Annotated in this window: 26 protein-coding genes; 7 read left to right on the top strand and 19 right to left on the bottom strand. The window is 64.2% G+C overall.

The window, feature by feature from the left end; genetic code table 11:
- The first annotated feature begins 124 nt into the window (after window positions 1-124).
- Window positions 125-370: a hypothetical protein gene (locus tag ACWA13_RS02780; protein WP_463936668.1), complete on the top strand. Its 246-nt coding sequence runs from the start codon at window positions 125-127 to the stop codon at window positions 368-370.
- A 160-nt stretch (window positions 371-530) separates the two neighbouring features.
- On the opposite strand, the gene ACWA13_RS02775 is transcribed toward ACWA13_RS02780, so the two are convergent.
- The 3 genes from ACWA13_RS02775 to ACWA13_RS02765 are packed head-to-tail and all read right to left on the bottom strand — an operon-like array spanning window position 531 to window position 2,742.
- On the bottom strand, window positions 531-1,463 hold the full coding sequence (locus tag ACWA13_RS02775; protein ID WP_463936667.1) for a fumarylacetoacetate hydrolase family protein: 933 nt from the start codon (window positions 1,461-1,463) through the stop codon (window positions 531-533).
- Window positions 1,464-1,513: 50 nt separating this feature from the next.
- The gene (locus ACWA13_RS02770) at window positions 1,514-1,837 is read right to left on the bottom strand and encodes an L-rhamnose mutarotase (protein ID WP_463936666.1); all 324 of its coding nucleotides are present in this window, start codon (window positions 1,835-1,837) and stop codon (window positions 1,514-1,516) included.
- Window positions 1,834-2,742: an amidohydrolase family protein gene (locus ACWA13_RS02765; protein WP_463936665.1), complete on the bottom strand. Its 909-nt coding sequence runs from the start codon at window positions 2,740-2,742 to the stop codon at window positions 1,834-1,836. The genes ACWA13_RS02770 and ACWA13_RS02765 overlap by 4 nt, the downstream gene beginning before the upstream one ends.
- A gap of 23 nt (window positions 2,743-2,765) precedes the next feature.
- Between ACWA13_RS02765 and ACWA13_RS02760 the strand changes: the two genes are divergently transcribed.
- Complete coding sequence (locus ACWA13_RS02760) at window positions 2,766-3,575, top strand: FadR/GntR family transcriptional regulator (protein WP_463936664.1); 810 nt, start codon at window positions 2,766-2,768, stop codon at window positions 3,573-3,575.
- Window positions 3,576-3,923: 348 nt separating this feature from the next.
- Here ACWA13_RS02760 and ACWA13_RS02755 read toward each other — a convergent pair whose 3' ends face one another.
- The 10 genes from ACWA13_RS02755 to ACWA13_RS02710 form a co-directional block, all read right to left on the bottom strand.
- Complete coding sequence (locus ACWA13_RS02755; protein WP_463936663.1) at window positions 3,924-4,160, bottom strand: hypothetical protein; 237 nt, start codon at window positions 4,158-4,160, stop codon at window positions 3,924-3,926.
- 207 nt (window positions 4,161-4,367) lie between these two features.
- Window positions 4,368-5,957, bottom strand: a complete 1,590-nt coding sequence (gene hutH, locus ACWA13_RS02750; RefSeq protein ID WP_463936662.1) for a histidine ammonia-lyase — start codon at window positions 5,955-5,957, stop codon at window positions 4,368-4,370.
- Between the two features lie 4 nt (window positions 5,958-5,961).
- Window positions 5,962-7,689, bottom strand: a complete 1,728-nt coding sequence (locus ACWA13_RS02745; RefSeq protein WP_463936661.1) for a urocanate hydratase — start codon at window positions 7,687-7,689, stop codon at window positions 5,962-5,964.
- A 195-nt stretch (window positions 7,690-7,884) separates the two neighbouring features.
- Window positions 7,885-8,694: an IclR family transcriptional regulator gene (locus ACWA13_RS02740; RefSeq protein ID WP_463936660.1), complete on the bottom strand. Its 810-nt coding sequence runs from the start codon at window positions 8,692-8,694 to the stop codon at window positions 7,885-7,887.
- 125 nt (window positions 8,695-8,819) lie between these two features.
- Window positions 8,820-10,406, bottom strand: coding sequence for a PHP domain-containing protein (locus ACWA13_RS02735; protein WP_463936659.1), 1,587 nt, complete (start codon window positions 10,404-10,406; stop codon window positions 8,820-8,822).
- Between the two features lie 203 nt (window positions 10,407-10,609).
- On the bottom strand, window positions 10,610-11,578 hold the full coding sequence (locus tag ACWA13_RS02730) for an NAD(P)-dependent alcohol dehydrogenase (RefSeq protein ID WP_463936658.1): 969 nt from the start codon (window positions 11,576-11,578) through the stop codon (window positions 10,610-10,612).
- Between the two features lie 2 nt (window positions 11,579-11,580).
- Entirely contained in the window at window positions 11,581-11,802 is a 222-nt protein-coding gene (locus ACWA13_RS02725) for a helix-turn-helix transcriptional regulator (protein ID WP_463936657.1), read from the bottom strand.
- The gene (locus ACWA13_RS02720) at window positions 11,796-12,224 is read right to left on the bottom strand and encodes a hypothetical protein (protein WP_463936656.1); all 429 of its coding nucleotides are present in this window, start codon (window positions 12,222-12,224) and stop codon (window positions 11,796-11,798) included. Before ACWA13_RS02720 ends, ACWA13_RS02725 begins: the two co-directional genes overlap by 7 nt.
- 135 nt (window positions 12,225-12,359) lie before the next feature.
- Window positions 12,360-12,932, bottom strand: a complete 573-nt coding sequence (locus tag ACWA13_RS02715; protein ID WP_463936655.1) for a hypothetical protein — start codon at window positions 12,930-12,932, stop codon at window positions 12,360-12,362.
- A gap of 10 nt (window positions 12,933-12,942) precedes the next feature.
- Window positions 12,943-14,091 carry a zinc-dependent alcohol dehydrogenase gene (locus tag ACWA13_RS02710; protein ID WP_463936654.1) on the bottom strand — a complete coding sequence of 383 codons (1,149 nt, stop codon included), beginning with the start codon at window positions 14,089-14,091 and terminating at the stop codon, window positions 12,943-12,945.
- Between the two features lie 95 nt (window positions 14,092-14,186).
- Here ACWA13_RS02710 and ACWA13_RS02705 point away from each other — a divergent pair, with 95 nt between their 5' ends.
- Complete coding sequence (locus tag ACWA13_RS02705; RefSeq protein WP_463936653.1) at window positions 14,187-14,777, top strand: DinB family protein; 591 nt, start codon at window positions 14,187-14,189, stop codon at window positions 14,775-14,777.
- 58 nt (window positions 14,778-14,835) lie between these two features.
- Here the strand turns inward: ACWA13_RS02705 and ACWA13_RS02700 are convergent, their stop codons facing one another.
- Window positions 14,836-15,708, bottom strand: a complete 873-nt coding sequence (locus tag ACWA13_RS02700; protein ID WP_463936652.1) for an SDR family oxidoreductase — start codon at window positions 15,706-15,708, stop codon at window positions 14,836-14,838.
- A gap of 100 nt (window positions 15,709-15,808) precedes the next feature.
- On the opposite strand from ACWA13_RS02700, the gene ACWA13_RS02695 reads away from it, so the two are divergent.
- The 3 genes from ACWA13_RS02695 to ACWA13_RS02685 all read left to right on the top strand — a co-directional run bounded on the left by ACWA13_RS02695 (window position 15,809) and on the right by ACWA13_RS02685 (window position 16,965).
- The gene (locus ACWA13_RS02695; RefSeq protein ID WP_463936651.1) at window positions 15,809-16,186 is read left to right on the top strand and encodes a winged helix-turn-helix transcriptional regulator; all 378 of its coding nucleotides are present in this window, start codon (window positions 15,809-15,811) and stop codon (window positions 16,184-16,186) included.
- Window positions 16,170-16,523 (top strand): hypothetical protein, encoded by a 354-nt coding sequence (locus ACWA13_RS02690; protein WP_463936650.1) that lies wholly within the window; start codon window positions 16,170-16,172, stop codon window positions 16,521-16,523. Before ACWA13_RS02695 ends, ACWA13_RS02690 begins: the two co-directional genes overlap by 17 nt.
- 178 nt (window positions 16,524-16,701) lie before the next feature.
- On the top strand, window positions 16,702-16,965 hold the full coding sequence (locus ACWA13_RS02685) for a hypothetical protein (RefSeq protein ID WP_463936649.1): 264 nt from the start codon (window positions 16,702-16,704) through the stop codon (window positions 16,963-16,965).
- Between the two features lie 53 nt (window positions 16,966-17,018).
- Here ACWA13_RS02685 and ACWA13_RS02680 read toward each other — a convergent pair whose 3' ends face one another.
- Window positions 17,019-17,768: a 3-hydroxybutyrate dehydrogenase gene (locus tag ACWA13_RS02680; protein ID WP_463936648.1), complete on the bottom strand. Its 750-nt coding sequence runs from the start codon at window positions 17,766-17,768 to the stop codon at window positions 17,019-17,021.
- A gap of 42 nt (window positions 17,769-17,810) precedes the next feature.
- Complete coding sequence (locus ACWA13_RS02675; RefSeq protein ID WP_463936647.1) at window positions 17,811-19,211, bottom strand: MFS transporter; 1,401 nt, start codon at window positions 19,209-19,211, stop codon at window positions 17,811-17,813.
- Window positions 19,212-19,351: 140 nt separating this feature from the next.
- Here ACWA13_RS02675 and ACWA13_RS02670 point away from each other — a divergent pair, with 140 nt between their 5' ends.
- Entirely contained in the window at window positions 19,352-20,257 is a 906-nt protein-coding gene (locus tag ACWA13_RS02670) for a LysR family transcriptional regulator (protein WP_463936646.1), read from the top strand.
- Between the two features lie 87 nt (window positions 20,258-20,344).
- On the opposite strand, the gene ACWA13_RS02665 is transcribed toward ACWA13_RS02670, so the two are convergent.
- Genes ACWA13_RS02665 through ACWA13_RS02655 form a run of 3 tightly spaced genes read right to left on the bottom strand, consistent with a single transcriptional unit; the run spans window position 20,345 to window position 24,250 of the window.
- Entirely contained in the window at window positions 20,345-21,235 is an 891-nt protein-coding gene (locus ACWA13_RS02665; protein ID WP_463936645.1) for a spermidine synthase, read from the bottom strand.
- Window positions 21,236-21,290: 55 nt separating this feature from the next.
- Entirely contained in the window at window positions 21,291-22,799 is a 1,509-nt protein-coding gene (gene rfaE2, locus ACWA13_RS02660) for a D-glycero-beta-D-manno-heptose 1-phosphate adenylyltransferase (protein ID WP_463936644.1), read from the bottom strand.
- A complete protein-coding gene (locus ACWA13_RS02655) occupies window positions 22,796-24,250 on the bottom strand; it encodes an aldehyde dehydrogenase family protein (protein WP_463936643.1) in 1,455 nt (484 codons plus the stop codon). Before ACWA13_RS02655 ends, rfaE2 begins: the two co-directional genes overlap by 4 nt.

Genomic DNA, 24,250 nt, shown 5'->3' with positions numbered 1-24,250 from the left:
CTTGTGCGGTCGGTGTGCTGGTGTAATCATTATCGGTGAAAAGTGTTGAATCGTTTCGCCGTTTCCGGCCGGAGCGCCTAAACTATCCCAGGCCCTCCGGCCCGCATCACTGAAAGGCGACAACATGACTACAACTATTTTGGAACGTCCTTTGCCGTCCGGCGAACGGACAAGCGCTTCCATCGAGCTTGAATTTTCTTCTGCCCACGAGGTCCACGAAGGCCTCGACCGCGCGGTTAAGTCCCTGATCGAACCGGCCCGCCAGGCGAGCTGTGGAATCCTGGTGACCCGGACCCTGCCCGGCCGGTACATCGTGGCGGTGGATCAGTCCGTTCCCTGCGGCGAGACCTACGAGACCATCGCGGCCTAAGCCCCAGGACTCAGCATAAAGTCCCCGTCACCAGCCGCACGAGTCAGCGGCCGGTGACGGGGACTTTTTGCTGTTCTGGAACCGGTTCAGGCTCCCACTGGACGCACGATACCTGACGCCCCTCCCGTGACGATGGCGGCCAGTCCTTGCAGCTCACTCACTACCTGACGCCGGTTTCCGCTGGCTGCCCCGCTGCTTCACCGGCTGCCTGACCGGGCCGCAGTGCCCCGGCCGCCCGGAAGAACTCCTGCCTCTGGCGGCCGAGCCCTTCGATCTCCAACTCCAGAACGTCCCCGGGCTGGAGGTACGGGAACCGGCCACTGAGCGCCACGCCTGCGGGCGTGCCGGTGAGGATCACATCTCCCGGTTCCAGCAGCATGTACTGGCTCAGGTGGTGGACCACAGTGACAGGATCGAAAATGAGGTCTGTCGTGGTGGAATCCTGCCTGGCCTCACCGTTGACCCAGCTACGGAGCCGGAGGCTGCCGGCGTCGACGTCATCGGCCGGAACCAGCCAGGGCCCCAACGGCGTGGATCCCGGCAGGGACTTGCCCTTGGTCCACTGGCCCGCTGCACCCGGCAACTGGTATTCACGCTCTGACAGGTCGTTGGCAGTCACGTAGCCGGCGATGCACTCCCGGGCGTCGGCCACGGCGCCGAGGTAGCTGGCCTCCTTACCGATGACAATTCCCAGTTCCACTTCCCAGTCATACTTTGCGGACAGCGGTGGGATCGGGGCGGCGTCGTAGGGCCCGGCCACGGTATTTGCCGGCTTAAGGAAAACCACAGGGATTTCCGGCGGGGCTGCTCCTGATTCGGCCGCATGCGCGGCGTAGTTCATGCCGATGCACACCACGGCTCCCGGCCGGGCTACCGGCGGGCCTACCCGCAACTCCCCGGCACCGTCCAGGACCGGAAGGGTGCCGGCCGCCAGCGCCTCGCGGACCTTTGCCACCCCGCCGCCAGCGAGGAACGCGCCGTCCACGTCAGCGGTCAGCGGCTTGAGGCTGAAGTACTTTTCCGAGCCGTCTTCCGCGGCCACCACAACGGCCGGCTGCTCTTTGCCGGCTTCACCCAATCGCACTAATTTCATACTGGATCTCCTATGATCTGAGGTTCTGCGTCGTTCAAGATGTTGGCCGGTCAGCCGTGGTGGAACACTTCCGGAAGCGTCCGCCACCAGTCTCCTGGCGCCGTTCCTTCCAGTGGTTGCTGCATTGGTTCGCACAGCTTCCACCATTCCTGGGTGGCCGGGTCAGCGGCGATGGCGGCCATGTCGGCGTCATAATCGTTGCCCCGGTACTCAAAATAGGAAAACAGGAGGTTGTCCATCCGGTAAATCGAGTAGTTTGTGACCGCGCTTCGTGACAATCGTTCGAGGACCGCCGGCCACACTGCCGCATGGACCCGTTCATAGTCATCGATTCGGTCCGGCCTGATCCCGATCACCTGGGCAACACGTTTCATGGCCTGGCCTCCGAAGGAACAGCGAGCGCAGCTGATGCAGCCTCTGCCTGCGCCAGCAGCCCGGCGTCCATGCGGTAGAAGCGCTCGGCCGTACCACCCAGGATCAGGTCGCGGTCCCGGGCCGCCAGTTCCGCGAGGATTCCGGATACGGCATCCCAGATCCTGTCATAGCCGCCCGCAGTCACCGAGATGGGCCAATCTCCGCCATACATCAACCGTTCCGGCCCGAAGACTTCCACGGCGTGTTCAATGAACGGCCGGATCGATTCGGTCGTCCACGACGCCGGGTCCGCTGTTGAGGAGTACAGCCCGGAAATCTTGGCGTGGACCAGCGGATTCTCCGCCGCCCGGGCCAACAGGGTCCGCCATGTTCTGTCACCAGGCTGCCCCACCGGCGGCTTGGACAGGTGGTCGATCACCAAGCGCAGGGCAGGATGCCGGGCGGAAAGCTCGGGCACCAGTTCCAGGTGCCGCGGAAGCACGGACACCAGGTCGAATGCCAGAGCCTCTTTTTCAAGCACCTCCAGGCCGGCACGGACATCCGGCCGAAGCAGCCAGTCCGGATCGGGCTGGTTGTGGATGAGGTTCCGGACGCCCACCACCAGCGGATCATCCCGGAAACCCTCCGCGAGCTCCGCCGTCCGGCCTGCGTCTGCCAACGGTGCAAAGGCCACCACGGCTGCGATCTGCGGAAACTTCCCGGCAGTGCGCAGCATCAGGTGCGTGTCGTCGTCGTTATCAGCTGACTGGACCAGGACGGTGGCTTGCACACCTGCCCTGTTCAGCGACGACTGCAGTTCATCAAAGGCAACAGCCCTGTTTATGGGGGCGAGTTCCGGACCCAACCACGGATACTCGGCCTGCGCAGGATCCCACACATGCTGGTGGGCATCGATGACGGTCATGGTGTTCCTCCTACAATGAAGCTATGCCTTCCACTATGAGCCCAGCCGCCGGGGGCGCCGGCGCGCGCTCGCAGACTGACGTTGTTGTCCAGGGCATCAAGGAGATGATCACCAGTGGAATGCTCGACGCCGGCGCGCGCCTTCCGATCGAAAAGGAACTGGCCGCCTCGCTTGGCGTCTCCCGCGGGTCGCTCCGTGAAGGAGTCCGGGCCCTGGCGATCATGGGCGTGCTGGAAACCCGGCAGGGTGACGGAACCTACGTAACGTCGCTGTCCCCGGACCGCCTCCTGGCTCCCATGGAATTCATGGTCGACCTCCAGGATGCCGCGGGAATCGCGCACGTCCAGAACGTCCGGCGGATCCTGGAGTCCGAGGCAGCTGCCCTGGCCGCACCCCGGATCGGGCCGGACGAACTCAATGACGCGGCCGCCATCCTGGATCGGGCGGGCGCACTCATCTCTGCAGGTGGACAACTGGACCACGAGGCCCTCCTGCAGGCAGACCTGGACTTCCACCGGGTGATTGCCGGGGCCTCCGGAAACCCTGCCCTTGAAGCCCTGATCGAGGCACTGGCCAACCGCACCTTGCGGGGGCGGCTGTGGCGGGCCATCGCAGAGCAGGGCGTGCACCAGCGAACCCACGTCGAGCACCTTGACGTCCTGGAAGCCCTCCGGGCCGGGAGCGTGGAAGGTGCCAGGATCCGGATGGCAAACCATCTGCTGGGTGTCCAAAATTTCCTCGAAGCTCAGGCGCCCGGGAGCAGCGGGGACAGCGCCGGCTCGGCTGCAGTGCCTGCCGGGCTGCTGGCTGCCGCCGACGCAGACGCCCAGTAATTGCCGCCTGGAACGTGTCGTCCGCCACTGACCGTTCAAGCATCCGGGCGCTGTCTGGCCCGTTACCGATTGCTGGTCCATAACCAACACTCCCGAATCATAAGATGAATAGCCCTGAAGTCTGAGCCGCCGTCGCATTCAGGACGACAGCACATCCAGAACGAGGGCACATCCAAGACAACAGCAGGCCACAGCTCGAGACCTCACGCACCGTACGGAGAAAAACTAGCACATTGATCCGATGAATAACCGCAGCGGGAAGCAAAAAGTCCCCGCCATCCGGTCCTCTCCATAACAGGGGAAGCGCCGGGTGGCGGGGACCCTTTGGTTCTGAACCAATTCAAGTGATTAGGTCTTTCGCACCTGCACACCATCAGATTTCAGGAAAACCTGCTTTTCGGTGGGGGTGGAAGGAACCAGCCACAGGACGTTTCCGCTCTGCGACACCTCCTCCACAACACCCTCCGCAACGATATGCGCGTGCTGGAGGATTTCCACTCGGGTCCCCGGCTGGAGGGTACCCCAGTCCGGAACGGTGGCTGAATGGGCGTTGCGCCTGGATAAGACTGCCCCACGTGCTTTCATCTGAACTTCTACCCCTTTGTATTCATTCAACTGCATATGTTCATGCGACTAACTGCTGCCGCGACGATCAATCTAGCGTCACAGCATCCTTGGTGTGACCTTCACTACACCTTCAGTTCTACTACACTTCGCAGGCCCATCTGGGCGCGTCGCCTTATATTTCGACGGGCCCGCAAAGCGCAGCTGTTTCCCGAAGGATATTCCGCATCAGGCAAGTATCCCGATGGCGGATTCGACGGCGGCGCGCACCTGACCGGAGGCAACCAGGCGGTCTGCCGCTTCCAGTTCCGGAGACAGGAACCTGTCCGTCCCGGGACCGTCAACCACGCCGCGCAGGGCAGCAATAACGGCAGCACCGGCAGGTCCGGGCGTCAGCCCGCCACCGGAAAGCTGCATCCTGATGTCGATGGCCCGGGCACTGGCCACCAGCTCGATGGCCAGGACCCGCCGCAGGTTCTCTACAGCCTTGCGCAGCTTCCGGGCTGCGTGCCAGCCCATGGACACGTGGTCCTCCTGCATGGCGGAGCTGGGAATGGAGTCCACCGATGCCGGGACGGCGAGGCGCTTGTTGTCCGAAACCAGGCCGGCCTGCGTGTACTGGGCGATCATCAGGCCCGAGTCCACCCCGGGATCGTTAGCCAGGAAGGCCGGCAGCCCGTGCGAGCGGGCAGGGTCCAGCATCCGGTCCGTGCGGCGCTCGGCAATAGAGGACAGGTCCGCCACGGCGATGGCAAGGAAGTCCAGCACGTAGGCCACGGGGGCGCCGTGGAAGTTGCCGTTGGAAGATACCCGGCCGTCCGGAAGGACCACTGGGTTGTCGATCGCGGCGGCCAGTTCGCGGGAAGCCACCAGCTCGGCATGGGTGACAGTGTCCCGGACGGCACCTGCCACCTGCGGAGCACAGCGCAACGAGTAGGCGTCCTGGACCTTCGTGTCATTGATCCGGTGCGAGGCCACGATGGGCGAGTTGGCCAACACACGCAGCATGTTGTCAGCGCTGGCAGCCTGGCCCGGATGCGGGCGCAACGCTGCATGCAGTTCCCGCAGGAACACCTGGTCAGTACCCAGGAGCGCCTCGACACTGAGCGCAGCGGTGATGTCCGCCGTCGTCAGCAGCATTCGAAGATCCGCGATGGCCATCAGCAGCATGCCCAGCATGCCCTCGGTGCCGTTGACCAGCGCCAGGCCTTCCTTTTCCGCAAGGATGACCGGCTCGATGCCGTGTGCGGCAAGCAGCTCAGCGACAGGTGCCTCGCCGCGCCCGCCGTACGTCACGCCGTCGGGACCGGCCGCTTCGCCTTCACCCATCAGCACCAGCGCGCAGTGCGAGAGCGGGGCAAGGTCCCCGGAACAGCCCAGCGAACCAAACTCGCGGACTACCGGAGTGATCCCGGCGTTGAGCACGTCCACCATGGTCTGGAGGACCACGGGACGGACGCCGGTGCGGCCTGAGGCGAGGGTCTTGGCGCGCAGGAACATGATGCCGCGGACCACTTCGCGTTCCACGGCCGGTCCCATGCCGGCGGCGTGGCTGCGGATGAGGCTCTTCTGCAGCTGGGTGCGCAGTTCGTTCGGGATGTGGCGGTTGGCCAGTGCGCCGAAACCAGTGGAAATGCCGTACGCCGGGGTCTCGCTGTGGGCGAGGTCATCGATGTGGGCGCGGACCTTAGCCACCGTGTCCAGGGCTTCCTGGCTGATGGTGACCTTGGCACCGTGGCGTGCGACATTGAGAACGTCTTCGGGGGTAACGCCACTGGAGCCGAGGACGACTGTGGTCTCTGCGGTGGTGATGGTCATGTTCTTACTTGCCTTCATTCATGGGGATGCGGACACCGCGTTCGGCGGCTACTTCGAGGGCGCGGTCGTAGCCGGCGTCGGCGTGGCGGATGACGCCCATGCCGGGGTCGTTGGTGAGGAGGCGTTCGAGTTTCTGCGCTGCGAGATCGGTGCCGTCCGCGACGGAGACCTGGCCTGCGTGGATGGACCGCCCAATGCCGACTCCGCCGCCGTGGTGCAGGGAAACCCAGGTGGCGCCGGAAGCGGTATTCAGCAGGGCGTTGAGCATGGGCCAGTCGGCGATCGCGTCGGAGCCGTCCGCCATGGATTCGGTCTCCCGGTACGGGGAAGCCACGGAGCCGGAGTCCAGATGGTCACGGCCGATCACGATCGGGGCCTTGACCTTGCCGTCTTTGACGAGTTGGTTGAACAGCAGGCCGGCTTTGGCGCGTTCGCCGTAGCCGAGCCAGCAGATCCGCGCCGGCAGGCCCTCAAACTCCACGCGTTCTGCGGCTGCGTCGAGCCACTTGTGCAGGTGGGTGTTCTCCGGGAACAGTTCCTTGATTGCTGCGTCGGTTACTGCGATGTCTTCCGGGTCTCCGGAGAGCGCCACCCAGCGGAACGGACCCAGGCCCTCGCAGAAAAGCGGGCGGATGTAGGCCGGGACGAAGCCGGGGAACTCGAAGGCGCGGGTGTAGCCGCCCTTGCGGGCTTCATCGCGGATGGAGTTTCCGTAGTCAAAGACCTCGGCGCCGGCGTCCTGGAATTCCACCATCGCCTGGACGTGCCTGGCCATGGAAGCCTGGGCCTTCTTGGTGAAGCCTTCCGCGTCCGCGGCCGCTTCCGTGTGCCAGTCTTGGACCGTGATGCCCTCAGGCAGGTAGGACAGCGGGTCGTGGGCGCTGGTCTGGTCGGTGACCACGTCAATGTGCAGTTCGCCGGCCTTGTGGCGGCGCAACAGCTCAGGGAAAACCTCGGCGGCGTTACCGACGTAACCCACGGACCAGCCACGGCGCTCTTCCTTGGCCTTGTTCACCTTGGCGATCGCGGCGTCGAGGTTGGTTTCGACCTCGTCAAGGTAGCGCTTGCCGACGCGGCGGCGCAGGCGGGTCTCGTCGACGTCGACAATCAGGCAGGCACCGTCATTCAGCGTGACGGCGAGCGGCTGCGCGCCGCCCATGCCGCCGCAACCGCCGGTAAGGGTCAGTGTCCCGGCAAGCGGGCCTTCAATGCTGGCGCCTGTACCTGCGGCGATGCGTCCTTCTGCCTGCAGCTTGCGCCCGACGGCGGCGAAGGTCTCGTAGGTGCCCTGCAGGATGCCCTGGGTGCCAATGTAAATCCACGAACCGGCAGTCATCTGCCCGTACATCATCAGGCCCTCGGCCTCCAGACGGCGGAACTCGGGCCAGTTCGCCCAGTCACCCACGAGGTTGGAGTTGGCCAGCAGCACCCGCGGCGCCCATTCGTTCGTCCGGAATACGCCCACCGGCTTGCCGGACTGGACGAGCAGGGTTTCGTCCTTCTCCATGGTTTCCAGAGTTCGCGTGATGGCGTCGAAGGCAGCCCAGGAGCGCACGGCACGGCCAGTGCCGCCGTAAACCACCAGGTCATCCGGGCGTTCGGCGACCTCCGGATCCAGGTTGTTCATCAGCATGCGCAACGGTGCTTCGGTCTGCCACGACTTGGCCGTGAGTTCGGTGCCGCGGGCAGCTTTGACCGGGCGGGCTCCGGTAGTGAAATCGGCGGGTGCCATGGGGCGCTCCTTCGTTGGATCAGCGGTTGCAAGAGGTCTACTTCCACTAAAGCCCCGACGGCGCCACGCGAACAGTCATTTTGCCCACCTGCTGTCCGGGATTCCAGACCCATCACCCACCTGACTCGCACTTAAAGCACTCAGAACGCGTTTTGGGAGCGTTAAATGCGAGTCAGTTGGGAAAGGGGGCGCAGGTCAGCGGGCAGGCCGGCCGTGGATGCGGACCGAGAGGTCATCGGCCACTTTCTGCACCCGGGCGGCCAGTGACGGCCACTGGTCCCCCGGCAGTTTTTCCTCGAGAAAGGTCACAGCGACTGCCGCAGTCGGCCAGCCAACGTGATCCGTGACGGCGGCGGCGATGGACCCGAAGCCCGGCGTCACCTCGCCGTGTTCGGTGGCATAGCCACGCTGCCGCACCTGGTCCAGGTGCGAGGACAACGCTGAGTATTTCATGATGGCGCCTTCCACCTCGTGCCGGGCGGTGAAGGCGGCGGCGTTGGGATACAAGGCCCGGACCTGCGACTTAGGCAGCGCAGCCAGGATTGCCCTGCCGCTTGCCGTGAGGTGGCTGGGCAGCCTGACACCAACGTCCGTCACCAGCGAGGGCCTGTTTTTAGCCCGCTCCTCGACGATGTACAGCACGTCGCGTCCGTGCAGCACGGCCAGGTGTGCGCTCTCGCCGATGACATCCACCAGCGACGCCAGCAGCGGTCTCCCCAGCCGCGACAACGGTTCCTGCCTCGAGTACGCGGAGCTGAGCTCGAAGGCGCTGATCCCGAGCCCGTACCGCTGCTCCTCGTGCAGGTGCAGCACAAAGCCGTTCTCCTCCATCACGCCAAGGAGGTGGTAGACGCTGGAGCGTGGCAGTCCCAGGGACGTGGCAATTTGCGACGCCGCCATCGGACCCCGGCGTGAAGCCAGGAGTTTGAGGATACGCAGGGTGTTTTCGGCAGCAGGGACCTTCGAGGTCACTTTGGTGCCCGGGACGGTGTTGGCGGCTGGCATGGATTAAGCATGCTCCCGGCCCGCCCCTTACGGCGCGCACCACGCTGCAGCAGAGTCTGGTATTTGAGACATCACTATTCCCTTCACCGGTAACCATGCATTCCCGCGTGGTGCTTGCGCTGCGGCTAGTTGATTACCTCCACGAAGATGGGGTTGGTGTAAAACCAGAGGTCCTCCCACGGGTCGGCATTGCCGATTTCATCCAGGGCCGGGCCCGCCGGGTCGATTTCTGCGCCGAGGAAACCGGGCTGGGATTTCTTCCCGTCGGTACCGCGAAGGCGGATGTAGTAGTGCCCGGCAGGTGTGTCGAGTTCCTGCGTCCAGGTCAGATTGCCGTCCCGAAGAGTCAGGTCCTGAACGGGCAGCTGGGTAATAACGCGCGTGTCCGGAGCCTTCATGGCGTCCGCATCCGCGACCGGGCCGGTCACGCTGCCCAGGATGACGTCAACCCGGGCAAGCTCAGGAACGAATCCGGCGAAGTTCGGTTTTGACGCCGGGTCGATGGAGGCCGTAAGCGTGACTTTCCTGCCGCGTTTGGTCTTAAGTTTCCCTCCCAGGGTGACGGACTTTGCCTGGTCCGAAACAGTCACGTCGATGGAATCGATCAGGCATCCGTGGTCCACCCAGACGCGGCCCTCACGCAGTCCCTGCATGACGGAGGTGTGGCTGACTTTTTCCGCTCCTACATGGGTCCTGCTGTAGTAGCCGGGCCAGAAGTCATTTTCGGTCAGGTCCACCGTGCCGCTGTAGACCGGATCTTCGGTGCGGCCTTTGGCATCAAAGTTGCTTCCGGGTCCGCGGGTGGTGGTGTCGAGGTAGACGTTGTGGCTGTCCGAGGTGGCGGTGATGGAGAAGAGCCGGCCTTCGGCGAGCAAGCTGTCCCATACTCCACCGACGGTGGCCGTCATCCAGTCGAAACCACCCCAGGTACGGTACGCCTCGGCAGGGTAGCCCTTGAAGGAGAAAGCCCCTGGTGCGCCGTCGTAGAGGCCGCGGGCACGGTTTCCGCTGTGCGGGGCGGACAGTCCGCCGGCCTGATGCCCCGGGGCACCCTCCATACCGATGACTACCTCCGGTGCTGCGTCGATCCACGCCCGGATCTCGTGCGGGGAGTCGATGCCCTGGCGTGACGGGTGGTTCGGGATCATGAGGATGTCCTCGACCCTGCGCGTGGCGCGGACCTGGCCCATGAAGCGGATTCCGTCAAGTGCCAGCGCCTCGTTCGCAGCAGTTCCGTCACGGGTGCCTTTGACCCGGGCATCCCACCGTGATTCAACTTCCTTCATGACGGCGACGTCGTCGCGGCCCGGCGCGACAAAGACCGTGGCATGCTCGGCCCCTGGAATGTTCCATTCCAGGCCGTGATAGATCAGGATCGAATCCCCGAACTCCTGACGTACCTCGTCGATGAGCGGCACAATCTGGTCCGTGCTGAGCTGGGAGTGAGCGACGTTGCCGTGATCAGTGAGCACAAGCCAGTCGACGCCGTGACGCATGGCCTGACGCACATGGTCCACCACGCGGTACTTGCCATCGTTGCTGAACAGGGTGTGGACGTGATGGTCCCCGTTCAGCCAGAAGTACTGCCCCTTCTTTGTGCGCCGGGGAGCGTCAGCGAGGGCAGGAGTTGGAGTGATGGCTGCTACTGAAGCGCCGAGTCCTAGAGCCGAGCCAGTTTTCAACAATCCGCGGCGGGACATACCGTTTGTCATCGGGGCCTTACTGCTTTCAGGGTGGAAGAAGAAGAGACCGCCGCCTGATCACCAGGAGACCGCCTCTCCAACGGGCTTCCCCATGCAACACACAAGACATGAACAGCCGGGTGGCCGCACTTATCCCAGCGGTGAACAAGTCGTTACCGGCAAGAACGACCTCCCCTGGGCGCGTGCGGTGCGGCCACGCTTCGGAAGGATCTTTAGATGCTCAGCACCACTTTGCCGCCAACCTTTCCGGAACGCAGCTGGTCAATGGCCGCACGAGCTCCGGCTAAAGGGTAAACGGCATCGATATGCGGCGTCACGTGGCCGGCGTCGATCATGGCCGCCAGATCCTCAAGGCTCTGCGCTTTCTCCAGCGAGATCAGGGCCTTCAGGTTGTGCCGGACGAAGGGGTTCAGCGCCGCTGCCCGGAGAGAGCGGTCGAATCCGCCACCGATCTTCCCGCCGCCCTCGCCGCCGATCACCACCAGGGTTCCGCGCGGGGTGAGTATCCTCCGCAACGCCCTTAGGGGACGGTTGCCGGCGGTATCCAGTACGACGTCGTATTTCGCAGCTGCCGCCGTCGGGTCTTCCGCGGCGTAGTCGATGACGCGATCAGCGCCGAGTGAGAGCACCAGCTCCGCCTTAGCTGCGCTGCACACGCCGGTCACGTGCGCCCCGGCCGCCTTGGTCAGCTGAACGGCGAAGGAGCCGACACCACCGCCTGCCCCGAGAACCAGCACCTTCTGGCCGGCAGCCACCTGGCCGGCATCCCGAACCGCCTGCATCGCGGTCACCCCTGAGATGGCCGCGGCTGCAGCCTGTTCAAACGTGAGGACTGCGGGCTTCAGCGCCAGTTTGTCCTCCTTGGCGCACACGTATTCGGCGAAGGAACCTTCGCACGTGCCGTACACCTCGTCACCCTGCTGCCAACGGCTGACGCCCTCCCCCACCGATTCCACCACGCCCGCAACCTCGCGGCCCCGCACCGCCGTCGTGGGTTTCCGGAGGCCGAAGCCCAGCCTGGTGAGGTAGGGCAGGCCTGTCATCAGGTGCCAGACGCCCTGGTCCACGCCGGCCGCCCGTACCCGCAGGAGCACCTGCCCGGCGCCGGGCACCGGCTTGTCGATATCCCGCACCTCGAGAACTTCCGAGGACCCGTATTTATCCTGCATAACAGCCTTCACGATCAGTCTCCTTGCTCGTATTGGAAGACGTCGTCCAGCGGAACGCGGAAGACGTTGGCAATCTGGAACGCCATCTCCAGTGACGGCGAGTAGCGGCCCTGTTCGATGGCGATGATGGTTTGACGGGTGACACCGACCTGCTCGGCCAGTTCGGCCTGGGTCATACTGCCCGCCTCGAAACGCAGCCGACGGATGGAATTGTTGACGCGCGTTGGCTTCACCACGTCTGGAACCCCCGGCGGTAGGCAACGATCTTGGCCACCGACCCGAGGATCGCCGAGAGGACAAAAGCCAGATAGATCGTGTTGGCGATCCAAAAATGGTCCAGTTCGGCCATGGCCATCAGCAGGGCTGCCACGGCGCCGATTACCAGGAAGGACTGCCCCACGTGTTCGCCGAACTGGTATATTTCCCCGTCGCGCTGGTCCTTGGTGCGTTCACCTTTGGACGAAAACATGCCCATCACCATATGCAGCAGGATGGACACCACTATGGCGCCGCCAACGCACCAGAGCAGCGGCGCCACATAGGCAACGTCCACCAGCGCAGCACCGCCTGCCTGGCCCAGCACAACCACCAGGTAGACAGCGTAGGCCGCCACAGCAATGACGCCGAACAGCCAGGCGCTCTTTTCCTCGTAAGACATTTCCCAACCTCATGTAAAGCAAAGCTGACATGAGTAAATGTAAAGAAAGTCCGACACCGTGTCAAGAGTTTTTTACTTTAGGGGCGCAGGGCAGCGCCGCGATCGCGCCCTACGGTGATTGTGCCGCCGTCTTCCTTAGTGCCGTCCCGTAGCGGCCTTGGCCAGCGCCCGTCCTGCCAGCACGGCCGCTCCGCCTGCGGCCACCCACGGCCCGAAGACGATAATGGGGTCCATCCATACGTGCCCAAGGTCCGCCTTCCTGCCCCTACGGGAAACAATGGGGTGGTTCCGGAACTCAGCCAGCACTCCGCTCTCCGTCACCGGATTGTCCGGACGGGCGGTGGCGAAGGAGCGGAGGTGGCTTTCCCAGGCATCCACCCTGTCCCCGAGGATCAGCAACAGCCAATGGGCCGCACGGGCCTCGCTGTAGGCGTACGCGCGTTTACGGATTGCCCCGGAGAGCCCTCTGGGCGGGCAGGTGGTACCAAAAACAGGCGGCAGCATGCTGTGCTCGATGGAGCGTTCGCGCGGCACCTTCTCCACCTGCCGCTCGGGGAACTCCCAGCGGGCGCCGGTGGGCAGATCCGTTCTTTCGCGTGGCACTGACGGCCTGTCCAGCGGGTCAAGGTCGACGCCCCAGCCGGGTATCCGTGCCTTCAATTCTTCGGTAATCAGGACCTTCGGGGGCTGGTTTGCGGTGTACGGCATGGCGTCCTCCTCAGGCTCCGCTGGGGATCAGCAGCGGCTTGATGCAGTTGTCCAGCTTGTTGGAAAAGAGGTGGTAGCCCTCCCCAATGTGTTCCAGCGGGATCCTGTGCGTGATCAATTCGGCGGGCTTAAGGTACCCGTTGCGGACGTGCTCGAACAGCCTCGGCCATTGCCGTTTCACCGGGCACTGGTTCATCCTCAACGTCAGGCCCTTCTGCATGGCGTCGCCGAACTTCACGGCGCTGAAGATCGGGCCGTAAGCACCCATGACGGACACGGTCCCGGCCTTGCGGACTGAATCAATAGCCCAGTTCAACGCCACCGGCGAGCCGCCCTGCAGCTTCAGCTTTGCCGCCGTCACGTGTTGGGTCAGGTTGCCCACGGCCTCCGCGCCTACCGCTTCTATAACGACGTCGGCGCCCAGCCCTTCAGTGATCTTTTTCAGGTGCACCACAATGTCGTCGTACTCAACAAAGTTGTACGTTTCCGCATGGGCAAAGGTGCGGGCCTTTTCCAGGCGGTACTCCAGGTGGTCGATAACAATAACGCGTCCGGCACCCATCAGCCAGGCCGACTGTGCGGCCACCAGGCCTACGGGGCCGGCGCCGAAGACCACCACGGTGTCGCCTTCGCCGATGTCACCAAGCTGGGCACCAAAGTATCCTGTGGGCACCGCATCGGTCAGCATCACGGCATCTTCCTCGCTCATCCACTCAGGAATGAGCGAAGGCCCTACGTCCGCGAACGGGACCCGGACGTATTCCGCCTGGCCGCCGTCGTACCCTCCGCAAGTGTGCGAGTAACCATAGATCGCACCCACGGCAGTGGCGTTGGGGTTGACGTTGTGGCAGTTGGAGTACAGGCCACGGGCACAGAAGTAGCAGGTGCCGCAGAAAATATTGAAAGGAACCATCACCCGGTCCCCCGGCATCAGGTGCTGCACCGACGGCCCAACCTCGTGCACCACACCAACAAACTCGTGTCCGAAAGTGCTCCCCACCCGGGTGTCCGGCATCATGCCGTGATACAGATGCAGGTCGGAGCCGCAAATGGCCGCCTGCGTCACCCGCACAATGGCATCGTTGGGATGCTCTATCCGCGGAATGTCCTTTTCCTCTACGCGGATCTTGTAGGGCCCGCGGTACACCATGGCCTTCATTCCGGCCGCCTTCCATTCGGGAGTTGTTAAATAGTAACCATGCTTACTATTTAACAACAGGCCCACTGTCGAAAGGGGCTTGGTAGAGTCCGGCCATGGACCAGAAGGAAACACTGCACAAGTACCTCCGCACCCGCCGCCAAAGCCTCTTGGGCAAACTCGACGGCCTGGACGAATACAGCATCCGCAAACCCATGACTCCCACAGGCACCAATCTGCTTGGCCTGGTGAAGCATGTGGCCAGCGTAGAGCTGGGTTACTTCACGGACGTTTTTGGCAGGCCCAACGGCCGCGCCCTGCCATGGTTTGACGATGGCGCCGAACCCGATGCCGATTTTTGGGCCACGCCTGATGAGTCCCGGCAATCCATCATCGAGTTGCATCATTACTCCGCCGCGGCCACAGACGCCACCATCAACGAACTGGACCTCGACTCCCCCGGCGAAGTGCCCTGGTGGGCGGAGGAGCGGCGCAACGTCACCCTTCACCAGATCCTGGTCCACATGTGCGTGGAGACCGCACATCACCTGGGCCACGCGGACATTCTGCGGGAAATGATCGACGGAGCACTGGGCCAAGGCGCTGCGGATCTCAACGTGACACCGCGCTCCGCCCAGGACTGGCTGGCCCACCGGGAACGCATCGAGGCTGCGGCCAGGAAGGCCGCGGAAACAGCAACGGCCTGAAACCACCCTTGCAGGGCAGCTTCAGGCCGTGCTGATATTCGGTTAGGCGGGCTGGTGCTTAAACGGCCTGCAGTGATTCCACGGCTGCGCGGATTGCCTGCTCCATGGTGGTGGCGGGCCGGCCCAGAAGGGTGCTGAGATCGTTCCCGTTCACCAGGAGGTCGTCGCGGGCAATCCCCAGTTCGGAATCGGCCAGAATGTCCGCGAAGGCTGCAGGTACGCCGGAGCCCGCAAGGAGCTTGGCAAACTCAGCGGCGGGCAGGTCCTGGTAGCTGATCTCCTTGCCCGCTGCGGCACCGACTTCGGCGGCCAGTTCGGCCAGGGTGAACGGCTGGTCATTGCCCAGTTCGTAGGTCTTTCCTGCATGGCCATCAGCAACCAGTACAGCTGCTGCTGCCTCGGCGTAGTCCGCGCGGGTGGCGGCGCTGACCCGGCCGCTGCCTGCACTGCCGGTAACAACTCCATACTCAAAGTAGGTGGGGATCTGCGCCGTGTAGTTCTCGATGTACCAGCTGTTGCGGAGGATGGCCACCGGCAGCCCGGATTCCTTCAGCAGCTCTTCAGTGGCAATGTGCTCGGCGGCAAGCTTCATCTTCGTCGTCCCGGCATTCGCGATGCTGGTGTAGGCCAGCAGCTCCACGCCCTCAGCCTTGGCGGCGTCAATGACCACCCGGTGCTGCTCCAGGCGCTTGCCCACCTCACTGGCGGAGATCAGCAGTACCTTGTCCGCGCCCTGCAAGGCCTCCGCAACCGAGGCGGCGTCGTCGTAATCCATCGCCTTGACCTGCACGCCTCGAACGGCAAAGCCTGCCAGCTTTTCCGTGGAACGGCCGACGGCGACGATCGACTCAGCCGGAACGCCGCGGTTCAGGAGGGCTTCCAAGACGAGGTTTCCGAGGTGTCCGGTTGCTCCGGTGATAACGATGCTCATGTGTTTCCCTTTCGGTGGCTTGCGCTGTCACTATGGCTAACGGGGCCTCCCGGCGGATACTTCCCGTAGGAGAGTACGCACTTTGAAGTAAGGTACTGACATGGAAGTTAGTTTTGAGCCGTCCCGGGCTTCAGCGGCTCTGGAAAACGGAATTTTTCCTGCCGGCTGTCCCAGCCGTACCGTCCTGGATCACGTCACCAGCAAATGGGGTGTGCTGATCCTGCTGGCGCTGTCCGAACGGGAACACCGGTGGAGCGAACTGCGCCGCCGGGCGGACGGCATCAGCGAGAAGATGTTGGCCCAGACCCTGAAGACCCTAGAACAGGACGGCCTGGTGCACCGCCACTCGCAACCGGTCATCCCGCCCCGGGTGGACTACAGCCTCACCGGGTTGGGCCAGGAAGTAGCGGCCCTCCTGGTACCGCTGGCAACGTGGGCCTTCGAGAATGCTGAGAAAATCGTTGGCGACCGGAACTGAAACGCGGGCCGTCCGCAGCTACTGGCTGATCCTCACCGGCCTGATGGCCGCAGCGGTCCTGATAGTTGGCCTTGTTCCACCGCCCTGGGTTTTTTACGCCGGGCTGGCCGTCCTCACCACGGTGTTGATTGTCGGCTGGAAAATGGGCTGGCAACCGCCGGGTTCCCGGAGCACCACGAACGGACAGTCCACGAAATTTCCGGTCTACGCAGCTTTCCTGGCCCTGCTGGCAGCGCAGCTGCTCCAGGGCTCCGGAGCCGCCGTCGTGCTTGTTCCGGCCGTGGCGCTGGCACTGATCGCGTCAACGGTTGTGTGGCTGCGGCGCGGGGAAAGCTAGCGCTGGCCTTCCACACCAAAAAACAGGTACTTGTTACTGGTGTGACTGCTGGGATTAGTGGATAACCTTGTTTATAGGGTGCCGACCGGAATGGGAAGGCCGTACTTCGCTGGGAGCATTCAGGTTACCTGCACCCCCAAGTGCGCGGCTGGCTGCCGCCCGCGAGGAGATGGTATGCATGGTCAAAGCCCCGGTCCAGGACCTGTCCAGGATGGGCCAGCCAGTCAGCTTGGCCACGGCTGCCGCGCGAGCCTGGAAGAGGCTGGCGAGATTGCCCGCCCCAAGATCGCCTTACAAGATTGGTGACGCAGTAGTGGGAGACGATCCCTTCAACGCCCGGCGTGAGGGGGTGGTGGTGTTCCGGCAGGGCACGTCAATGGGTGTGGATATCGCCCAAGGAGTGTTTTTCTACGATCACCGTCAGCTCAAAGAGCTGGACTAGCCGCTCAGGCGGCCAGCCCAGCCTCGTTCTTTTGCGGACTTTTGCGGACCGGTTCAGCGCGCCGACCAGCCACCGTCCATGGTGTAGCTGGCCCCCGTAACCATTCCGGCAGGATCGGACACGAGCCAGCCCACCAGGGACGCTACTTCCTCCGGTTCCACCAGCCTCTTGATGGCAGATTCCGTCAGCATCACCTTGGTCAGTACCTCTGACTCGGGGATCCCGTGCACCAGTGCCTGGTCTGCGATCTGTTTCTCCACCAGCGGGGTCCGCACGTAACCCGGGTTGATGCAGTTGGACGTAACCCCGTGCTCCCCGCCCTCCAGCGCCGTCACCTTGCTGAGCCCCTCAAGGCCGTGCTTGGCGGAAACGTAAGCGCTTTTGAACGGGGAGGCCCGGAGGCCGTGCACCGAGGAGACGTTGATGATCCTGCCGAACTTGTTCGCGTACATGTGCGGCAACGCGGCCCGGATCAGCAGGAACGGTGCCTCCAGCATCAAGGTGATGATGCGTCGGAAATCCGCCGGATCGAACTCCTCGATGGGGCTGACCCGCTGGATTCCGGCGTTGTTCACCAGGATGTCGCAGTCCAGACTCAACGTTCCGAGCGAGTCCACGTCCAGCAGGTCAATGCCCCAGGCAGTTCCGCCCACTTCATCGGCGAGGCCGGCAGCTCCGGCGGAATCGACGTCGGCCACCACCACCTTTGCTCCGCGGGCGGCGAGTTCGCGCACGCACGCCGCCCCGATGCCGCTGGCACCACCGGTGACCAGGGCCTTGCGGCCGTTCAAATAATTTTCCATAACAGTGCCCTTCCGGCAGTCACCCTGACCGTTCCCTTCCGTTCAGCGGACGACGGCGGCAGAAGCCAGGCCTTCGCGTTTGGCGTCCGCCAGGTCAACCTGCTCCAGGGCGATCCCCTTGGTTTCCTTCAGGCTCAGCACTACCGCGGCGGTGATGCCGCAGGCCACCAGGAGGTAGATGGCGGTGGGAACCCAGGAACCGGTGTCCTTGAGCCACTGGGTGGCCAGAAGCGGAGCCAGTGAACCGGCAAAGATGGACGTCACTTGCGAGCCCAGCGAGACGCCGGAGTAACGCATCCGGGTGGGGAACAGCTCAGCCATGATGGCCGGCTGGCCTGCGTACATAAACGCGTGCAGGCAAAGGCCGATTGTCACTGCTGCAACGATCACCACGGCATTGCGGGTATCGAACATCGGGAAGGCGAAGAACGGCCAGGTGGCACCGGCAATCGCGCCGAACAGGTACACAGGTTTGCGGCCCCAGGAATCTACCAGGCGGCCTACCTGCGGGATGACCAGGAAATGGATAACGTGCGCGATCAGCAGGGCCAGCAGGAGCGAGGACGTGTCGTACTGGTGGACGCTCTTGAGGTAAACGATGGAGAAGCTGACCACCAGGTAGTACATGATGTTCTCCGCAAAGCGCAGTCCCATCGCCTGCAGAATGCCCTTGGGGTACTTGCGGACCACTTCGAAGACGCCGTAGCTGACGGCCTGCTCCTTCTCCACCAGCGCCTTGGCTTCGAGGAAAATGGGAGCTTCGGTCACGTGCGTGCGGATGTAGTAACCAACGAACACGATCACCGCGGACAGCCAGAACGCAACGCGCCAGCCCCAGCCAAGGAACGCCTCGCTGCTGAGGGTGGTGGACATGATGAACAGGACCAGCGTGGCCAGCAGGTTTCCTACCGGTACGGCGGCCTGCGGCCAGCTGGACCAGAATCCGCGGGATTCGTTAGGGCTGTGCTCGGCCACCAGCAGCACGGCACCACCCCATTCACCGCCCAGCGCGAAGCCCTGGATGAAGCGCAGCGCCACCAGCATGGCCGGAGCCGCGTAGCCGATTTCGGCAAAGCCCGGAAGGCAGCCCATCAGGAACGTGGCAACGCCGACGAGCACAATGGTCAGCTGGAGGGTGGGCTTACGGCCGAGTTTGTCGCCGATCTGGCCGAACACAATGCCGCCGAGCGGGCGGGCCACGAAGCCCACGGCGTAGGTGAGGAACGCCTGGATGATGCCGTCCAGTTCGTTGCCGGTGGCGGGGAAGAAATACTTGCCAAAAACGAGGGTGGCTGCGGTGGCGTAAAGGAAGAATTCGTACCACTCCACCACTGTGCCCGCCATGGAAGCCGCCACGATCTTCTTCAGCCCGGAGCCCTTGGCTGCGGATCCGGCAGGGCCCACGTTGTGTGCGCTGCCCGCCCGGTGTTGCTCTGTGCTCATGATGTCTCCTCGGTGTCCACATTGACACGTGCCGACCCCCGGTTTGTGAGCCACGGCACTGTTGTTGTGACTGAGTATTCCTGCACAGCCACAGCCCTTCAATGACCACTTCGGCACCTTATATGTGCACAATTGCAGATATGAAAGTCAACCCTGACGACCTCTTGATCCTGCTCGCGGTGTCCCGCTCAGCAAAATTCACGACGGCGGCACAGAACCTGGGCCTCAGCCACACCACCATCTCACGCAGGATAGCCGCCCTTGAGAAGGAACTGGGCGGCAGGGTCCTCGCCCGGGCGTCCGGCGGCTGGGAGGTGACCGAGTTGGGCGCGGAAGCGGTGCACGCAGCAGAACACGTGGAGGCTGCAGTGGGCACGCTGGGACCGGCGGGCGAGGCACCCGATCCCATTGCCGGCGTCGTACGCATGACCGCAACTGACGGTTTCAGCGCCTACATTGCCGCACCGGCGGTGGCGAAGCTGAGGCGCAGGCACCGGGGACTGAGCGTCGAGGTGGTGACCATGACGCGTCGGGCGCTGCAGCAGCGATCCGGGCTGGACATCGAGGTGGTGGTAGGCGAGCCGCAGGTGCATCGGGCGGAGGCGATCCGGCTGGGTGAGTACATGCTGGGGATGTACGCGTCACGGGCGTACCTCGCCGAAAACGGCACACCCTCCACTGTGGAGGAAGTGACGGAGCACCCGCTGGTGTACTTCGTGGATTCGATGCTGCAGGTGGACGATCTGGACGCGCCGCGGCGGTTGGTTCCCGCCATGCGTGACGGCCTTACCTCCACCAACGTTTTTGTGCACGTGGAAGCGACGCGGGCCGGCGCCGGGATCGGATTCCTGCCGTGTTTTATGGGCAACCGCCATGAGGACCTGGTCCGGCTGCTGCCGACGGAGTTCGCCGAGCTGCTTCCCTACTGGATGGTGCTGCGGCCGGATTCGATGCGCCGGCCCGCCGTGGCCGCCGTCGTCCATGCCCTGCAGGAGGAAATGGCCGCCTATAAGGACGCGTTGCTGGGCCGCGGATCCGGTGGTTGAGACCCGGTGGTTGAGCCCTCTGGTGGTTGAGCTTGTCGAAACCGGGATCTCGGCAGGCTCGATCACAGGCCCGCTCGATCACCGTGATTACGCCGGGTCGTGGCGCACCGGCGAGTTCCTGGCGAAGGAGCGGACCTGGGCGTCGTTCCAGATGTGCGCGGGAACGGCGCCGCCCAGGAGCCGGCGGGCCAGGGACGGATCGTCGTCGAACGGCCGGTCCGAGCCGGCCATCACCATGTTGCCGTAACGCCTGCCCTTGAGCATGGCGGGGTCGGCAATGAGTGCCGTGTATTCGAAGGCGGCTGCGATGGTGGCGGCATCCTCGCGCGCGTTCAACAGGTCCGGAGCATCGCCGGAGTTCACCACGTAGATTCCGCCGGGCGACAGAACGTTGCGGACATGTCCGATGAACTCCAGGGTGGTCAACGGGCGCGGAGTTAAGGAACCGGCAAAGACGTCTCGAATGATGAAGCCGCGGGTGTCCGGAGTCAGCGATTCGGTCACCTCACGGGCCTCCCCCACGCGGAGCCGGAGCATGGGCGCCTTGGGGAGGTTGAACCAGCCGCGGACGTATTCGGCCAGCTTGCCGTCCAGCTCCACCACCACTTGGCGGGCATCCGGATAAGCCGCATGGAAGTACCGTGCGAGGGAGCAGGCACCACCGCCGAGGTGCAAGCCGCGCAGTTTATGGTGCTCATCCGCCGGCCACCGGGACTCAATCAGGGCCGCAATCCAGCGCATGTACTCAAAGTCCAGGAACAGCGGATCGGCAAGGTCGATGTGCGAACTCATCACGCCGTTGATTTTCAGCAGCCAGCCGGTGGAATTGTCCTGGTCCTGGATCAGCTGGCAGTCGCCGGTGTCAATGTAGTAGACACCCTCAACGGGACCATCGGCACGGCTGCCCTTGGGCAGCTCGATGACTCCCGGGATCGAACTTCCCTGGTTCCTGCCGCCGCTTTTGCCGCGCCGCGCCACTATTCCCGCACCCGGTCCCGGAGGGTTTTATTCATGCTTCAACCCTAATCCAGTCTCAGGCGCCCACCTCCCGTGAGCCCCCGTTGCGAATCCTTTCCACCACGGCACTGGTTGACTGCTCCGGCACGTACTCCAGGATGGCCACCTCGCCGCCGCATTCCTCCACCGCGGCAGTCTCCGCCAGCATGGACGCCGTGTAGTCCCCGCCCTTGGCATAAATTTCGGGGCGGATCTGCTGGATCAGCGGGATGGGCGTGGGAGTGTCGAACACTGTCACATAGTCCACGCAACTGAGCGCCCCGATCACTGCCGCCCGATCAGCGACACCGTTGATGGGCCGCCCGGGACCTTTCAGGTTGCGGACGGACTCGTCGCTGTTCAGGGCCACCACCAGCACATCACCCAACTGCCTGGCCTGGTTGAGGTAGCGGGTGTGGCCCCGGTGCAGGACGTCAAAGCAGCCGTTCGTCAGGACAATCCGCCGCCCCTGTGCCCGCTCAGCTTCCAGCCTGGACACCAGCTCCGAAGGCTCCAGCGTAGTTTCCGCGAAACTGCCCAGGTAGCGGCTGAGCTGCTCCGTGCGGCAAATCGCAGTTCCGGCCTGCTGCACCACAACGTCTGCGGCCGCCTGCGCCAGGTCCAGGCTGGTGGTGAGCGGCAGCCCGCACGCCCGGCCAATCGTCAACGCGGCCACAAAGGTATCGCCTGCACCGGATGCCTGTTTCTCGGTTGCCGGCCGGGCCCAGGTGCGGTGCGACGGGCCGTCCGTCAGCAGCATGGTGCCGTCGCGGTCCAACGTGGCCACCACGGCTTTGGCACCCGTGAGTTGCAGCATTTTTTCCCGCTGTCCGGCCAGGAATCCTGCGCGCGCCGCGCCCTCGGGAAGCTTAACGCCCAGCATCCGCGACGCTTCCAAGGCATTGGGGGTAACCAGGTCCGGTTCCAGCACTGACCAGTTCCGGGGATCGTGCGCATCCACCACAGTCAGGGGGCGTCCCTTTGCCAATCCGACGGCGGCACTCACCTTCCCGATCATGCCGTTCTCGAGGGTGCCGGTGCCGTAGTCACAGATAATCACGGCGTCGCGCCCGGCAACAGCCTCCGGCAGCAACGCGGCCAAAGTATCCGTGGCTTCCGCCGGTACAGGGGCGGCACAGTCATCCATCCTGAACATGATCTGGCCGGCGCTGCTCACCCGAATTTTGGTGGGGGTGACCACACCCGGAAGCTGCAGCAGGTAACGGACGTCCACGCCGCCTTCCTGCAACAGGGAACGCAACCTTTCACCGTTGGCATCCATCCCGACGACGCCGGCCAGCGTCACCTTCGCGCCAAGGGCAGCCAGATTCATGGCCGTGTTGGCGGCCCCTCCGGGCGAAAACTCACGCCGCAACAGGTCCACCACCGGCGCCGGGGCTTCACGGCACATCCGCTCGATGTTGCCCGTCCACCAGCCATCCAGCATCACGTCGCCGATCACGGTCACGGCGGGTTGACGCTGGGCGAGAATGTGCGGGAGCGTGTCCGAGAGTGCCCGCTGCGTGGACAGATCCGGGGTTGTCATTGGGCACCGCCGTCTGGTTGTGGGGGTAGCGTGACAGGCGGCGCGCTCAGGTGAACCACCTTCACTCTGGTGAATTCGTCCAGGAGTTCAGGCCCGTAGCCGAAGCCCTGGCCGCTGATGCCGCGCGGCTGGGCTGATCCGCCGGGTGCGCCGCCGAACACCGCGTTGATCTTGACGGTCCCCACGGGAAGTGCGGCGATGGCCTGCTGCGCGTGTTCCAGGCCCGCGGTCAGGACGGTTGCCGCCAGTCCGTAATCACCGGCGGCTGCCAGCGAGAGTCCCTCCGCGAAGGAATCCACCACCCGGACCGGTGCCACCGGTCCGAAGGTTTCCTGGAGCATGATGTCCATGGTGTCCGCGCACCCGGCCAGTACCGTAGCGGGATAAAAGGCGCCCGGACCTTCGGGAACCTCGCCGCCCACCAATGCCTCGGCGCCCCGTGCCAGGGCCTCCGAAACCTGGGCCTCCACTGCGTCGCGCATGCGCGTATCCACCAGTGGAGCCAGGCTCCCGTCCGCATTCCGGCGTCGTGCTTCTTCCGCGAGCGCTTCGCAGAAGGGTCCTGCAATCTCACGGTGCACGTAGATGCGTTCAACGGACGTGCAGATCTGTCCGCTGTTACTGAACGCACCGATCGCCGCCTGTTCAGCAGCCCAGCGGGGATCGACGTCGGCGTCCACCAGGAGCGGATCATTCCCGCCATTTTCGCGGATGACGTGCGCCCCCGTGAGCATGCCGGCACGGGCAATGCGCGCTCCCGCATCACTGGAACCAACGTGCGCGATGACGGCGACAGCGAAGTCCTGGGTAAGGAGCATGCCGACGTCGGGCCCTCCGGAGAGCGTGCTGAACACACCCCCCGGAAAGACCGGCTCCAGTACTTCGCCGAGTTCACGTCCCAGGCGCGGGCACCGTTCGCTGGGTTTGTGGATCACGGTGTTTCCGGTGACCAGCGCGGCGCCGATCAGTCCGCAGGCGACCGCCACAGGATCGTTCCAGGGTGTCAGCACAGCGGCAACGCCACGAGCCTCGGGCACCGTGTAGTCACTGGCGAAGGTGCCGCCGCGGAGGCTGTGTCCCCGGTGCAGCGGGCCCAGTTCGGCGTACTGCCTGAGCGTGCCGATGCCGGCCTCGATCCCTGCCCTGGCTTCGTCCACCGGGCGGCCGGTTTCCAGGGCATTGGTTTCAGCCAGCTGCTGGGCCGAAGCGCTAAGGGCGTCGGCGGCATGATGCAGCATGGCGCCGCGGTCCGCCGCGGGAGTGACTTTCCAGTCTTCCCACGCGGCAACTGCCGCGCCGATAGCGCGGCTGACCTCTTCCTCGGAGGCCACCGGCACCTCCGAGGCGACGTTCCCGGTGCGGGGATTGAAGACGGTCAGGACGGCCGGAACGCCTGCTTCGGTTCCGGTCCTGGTATTGCTTTCCGTTTCCTGCTGCATGTTTGCTTGCAT

The organism is Pseudarthrobacter sp. TRD_SC_9, from assembly GCF_055361265.1.
Note: the sequence above shows the minus strand (reverse complement) of the source record. Positions and strands in the feature narration are given on the sequence as shown.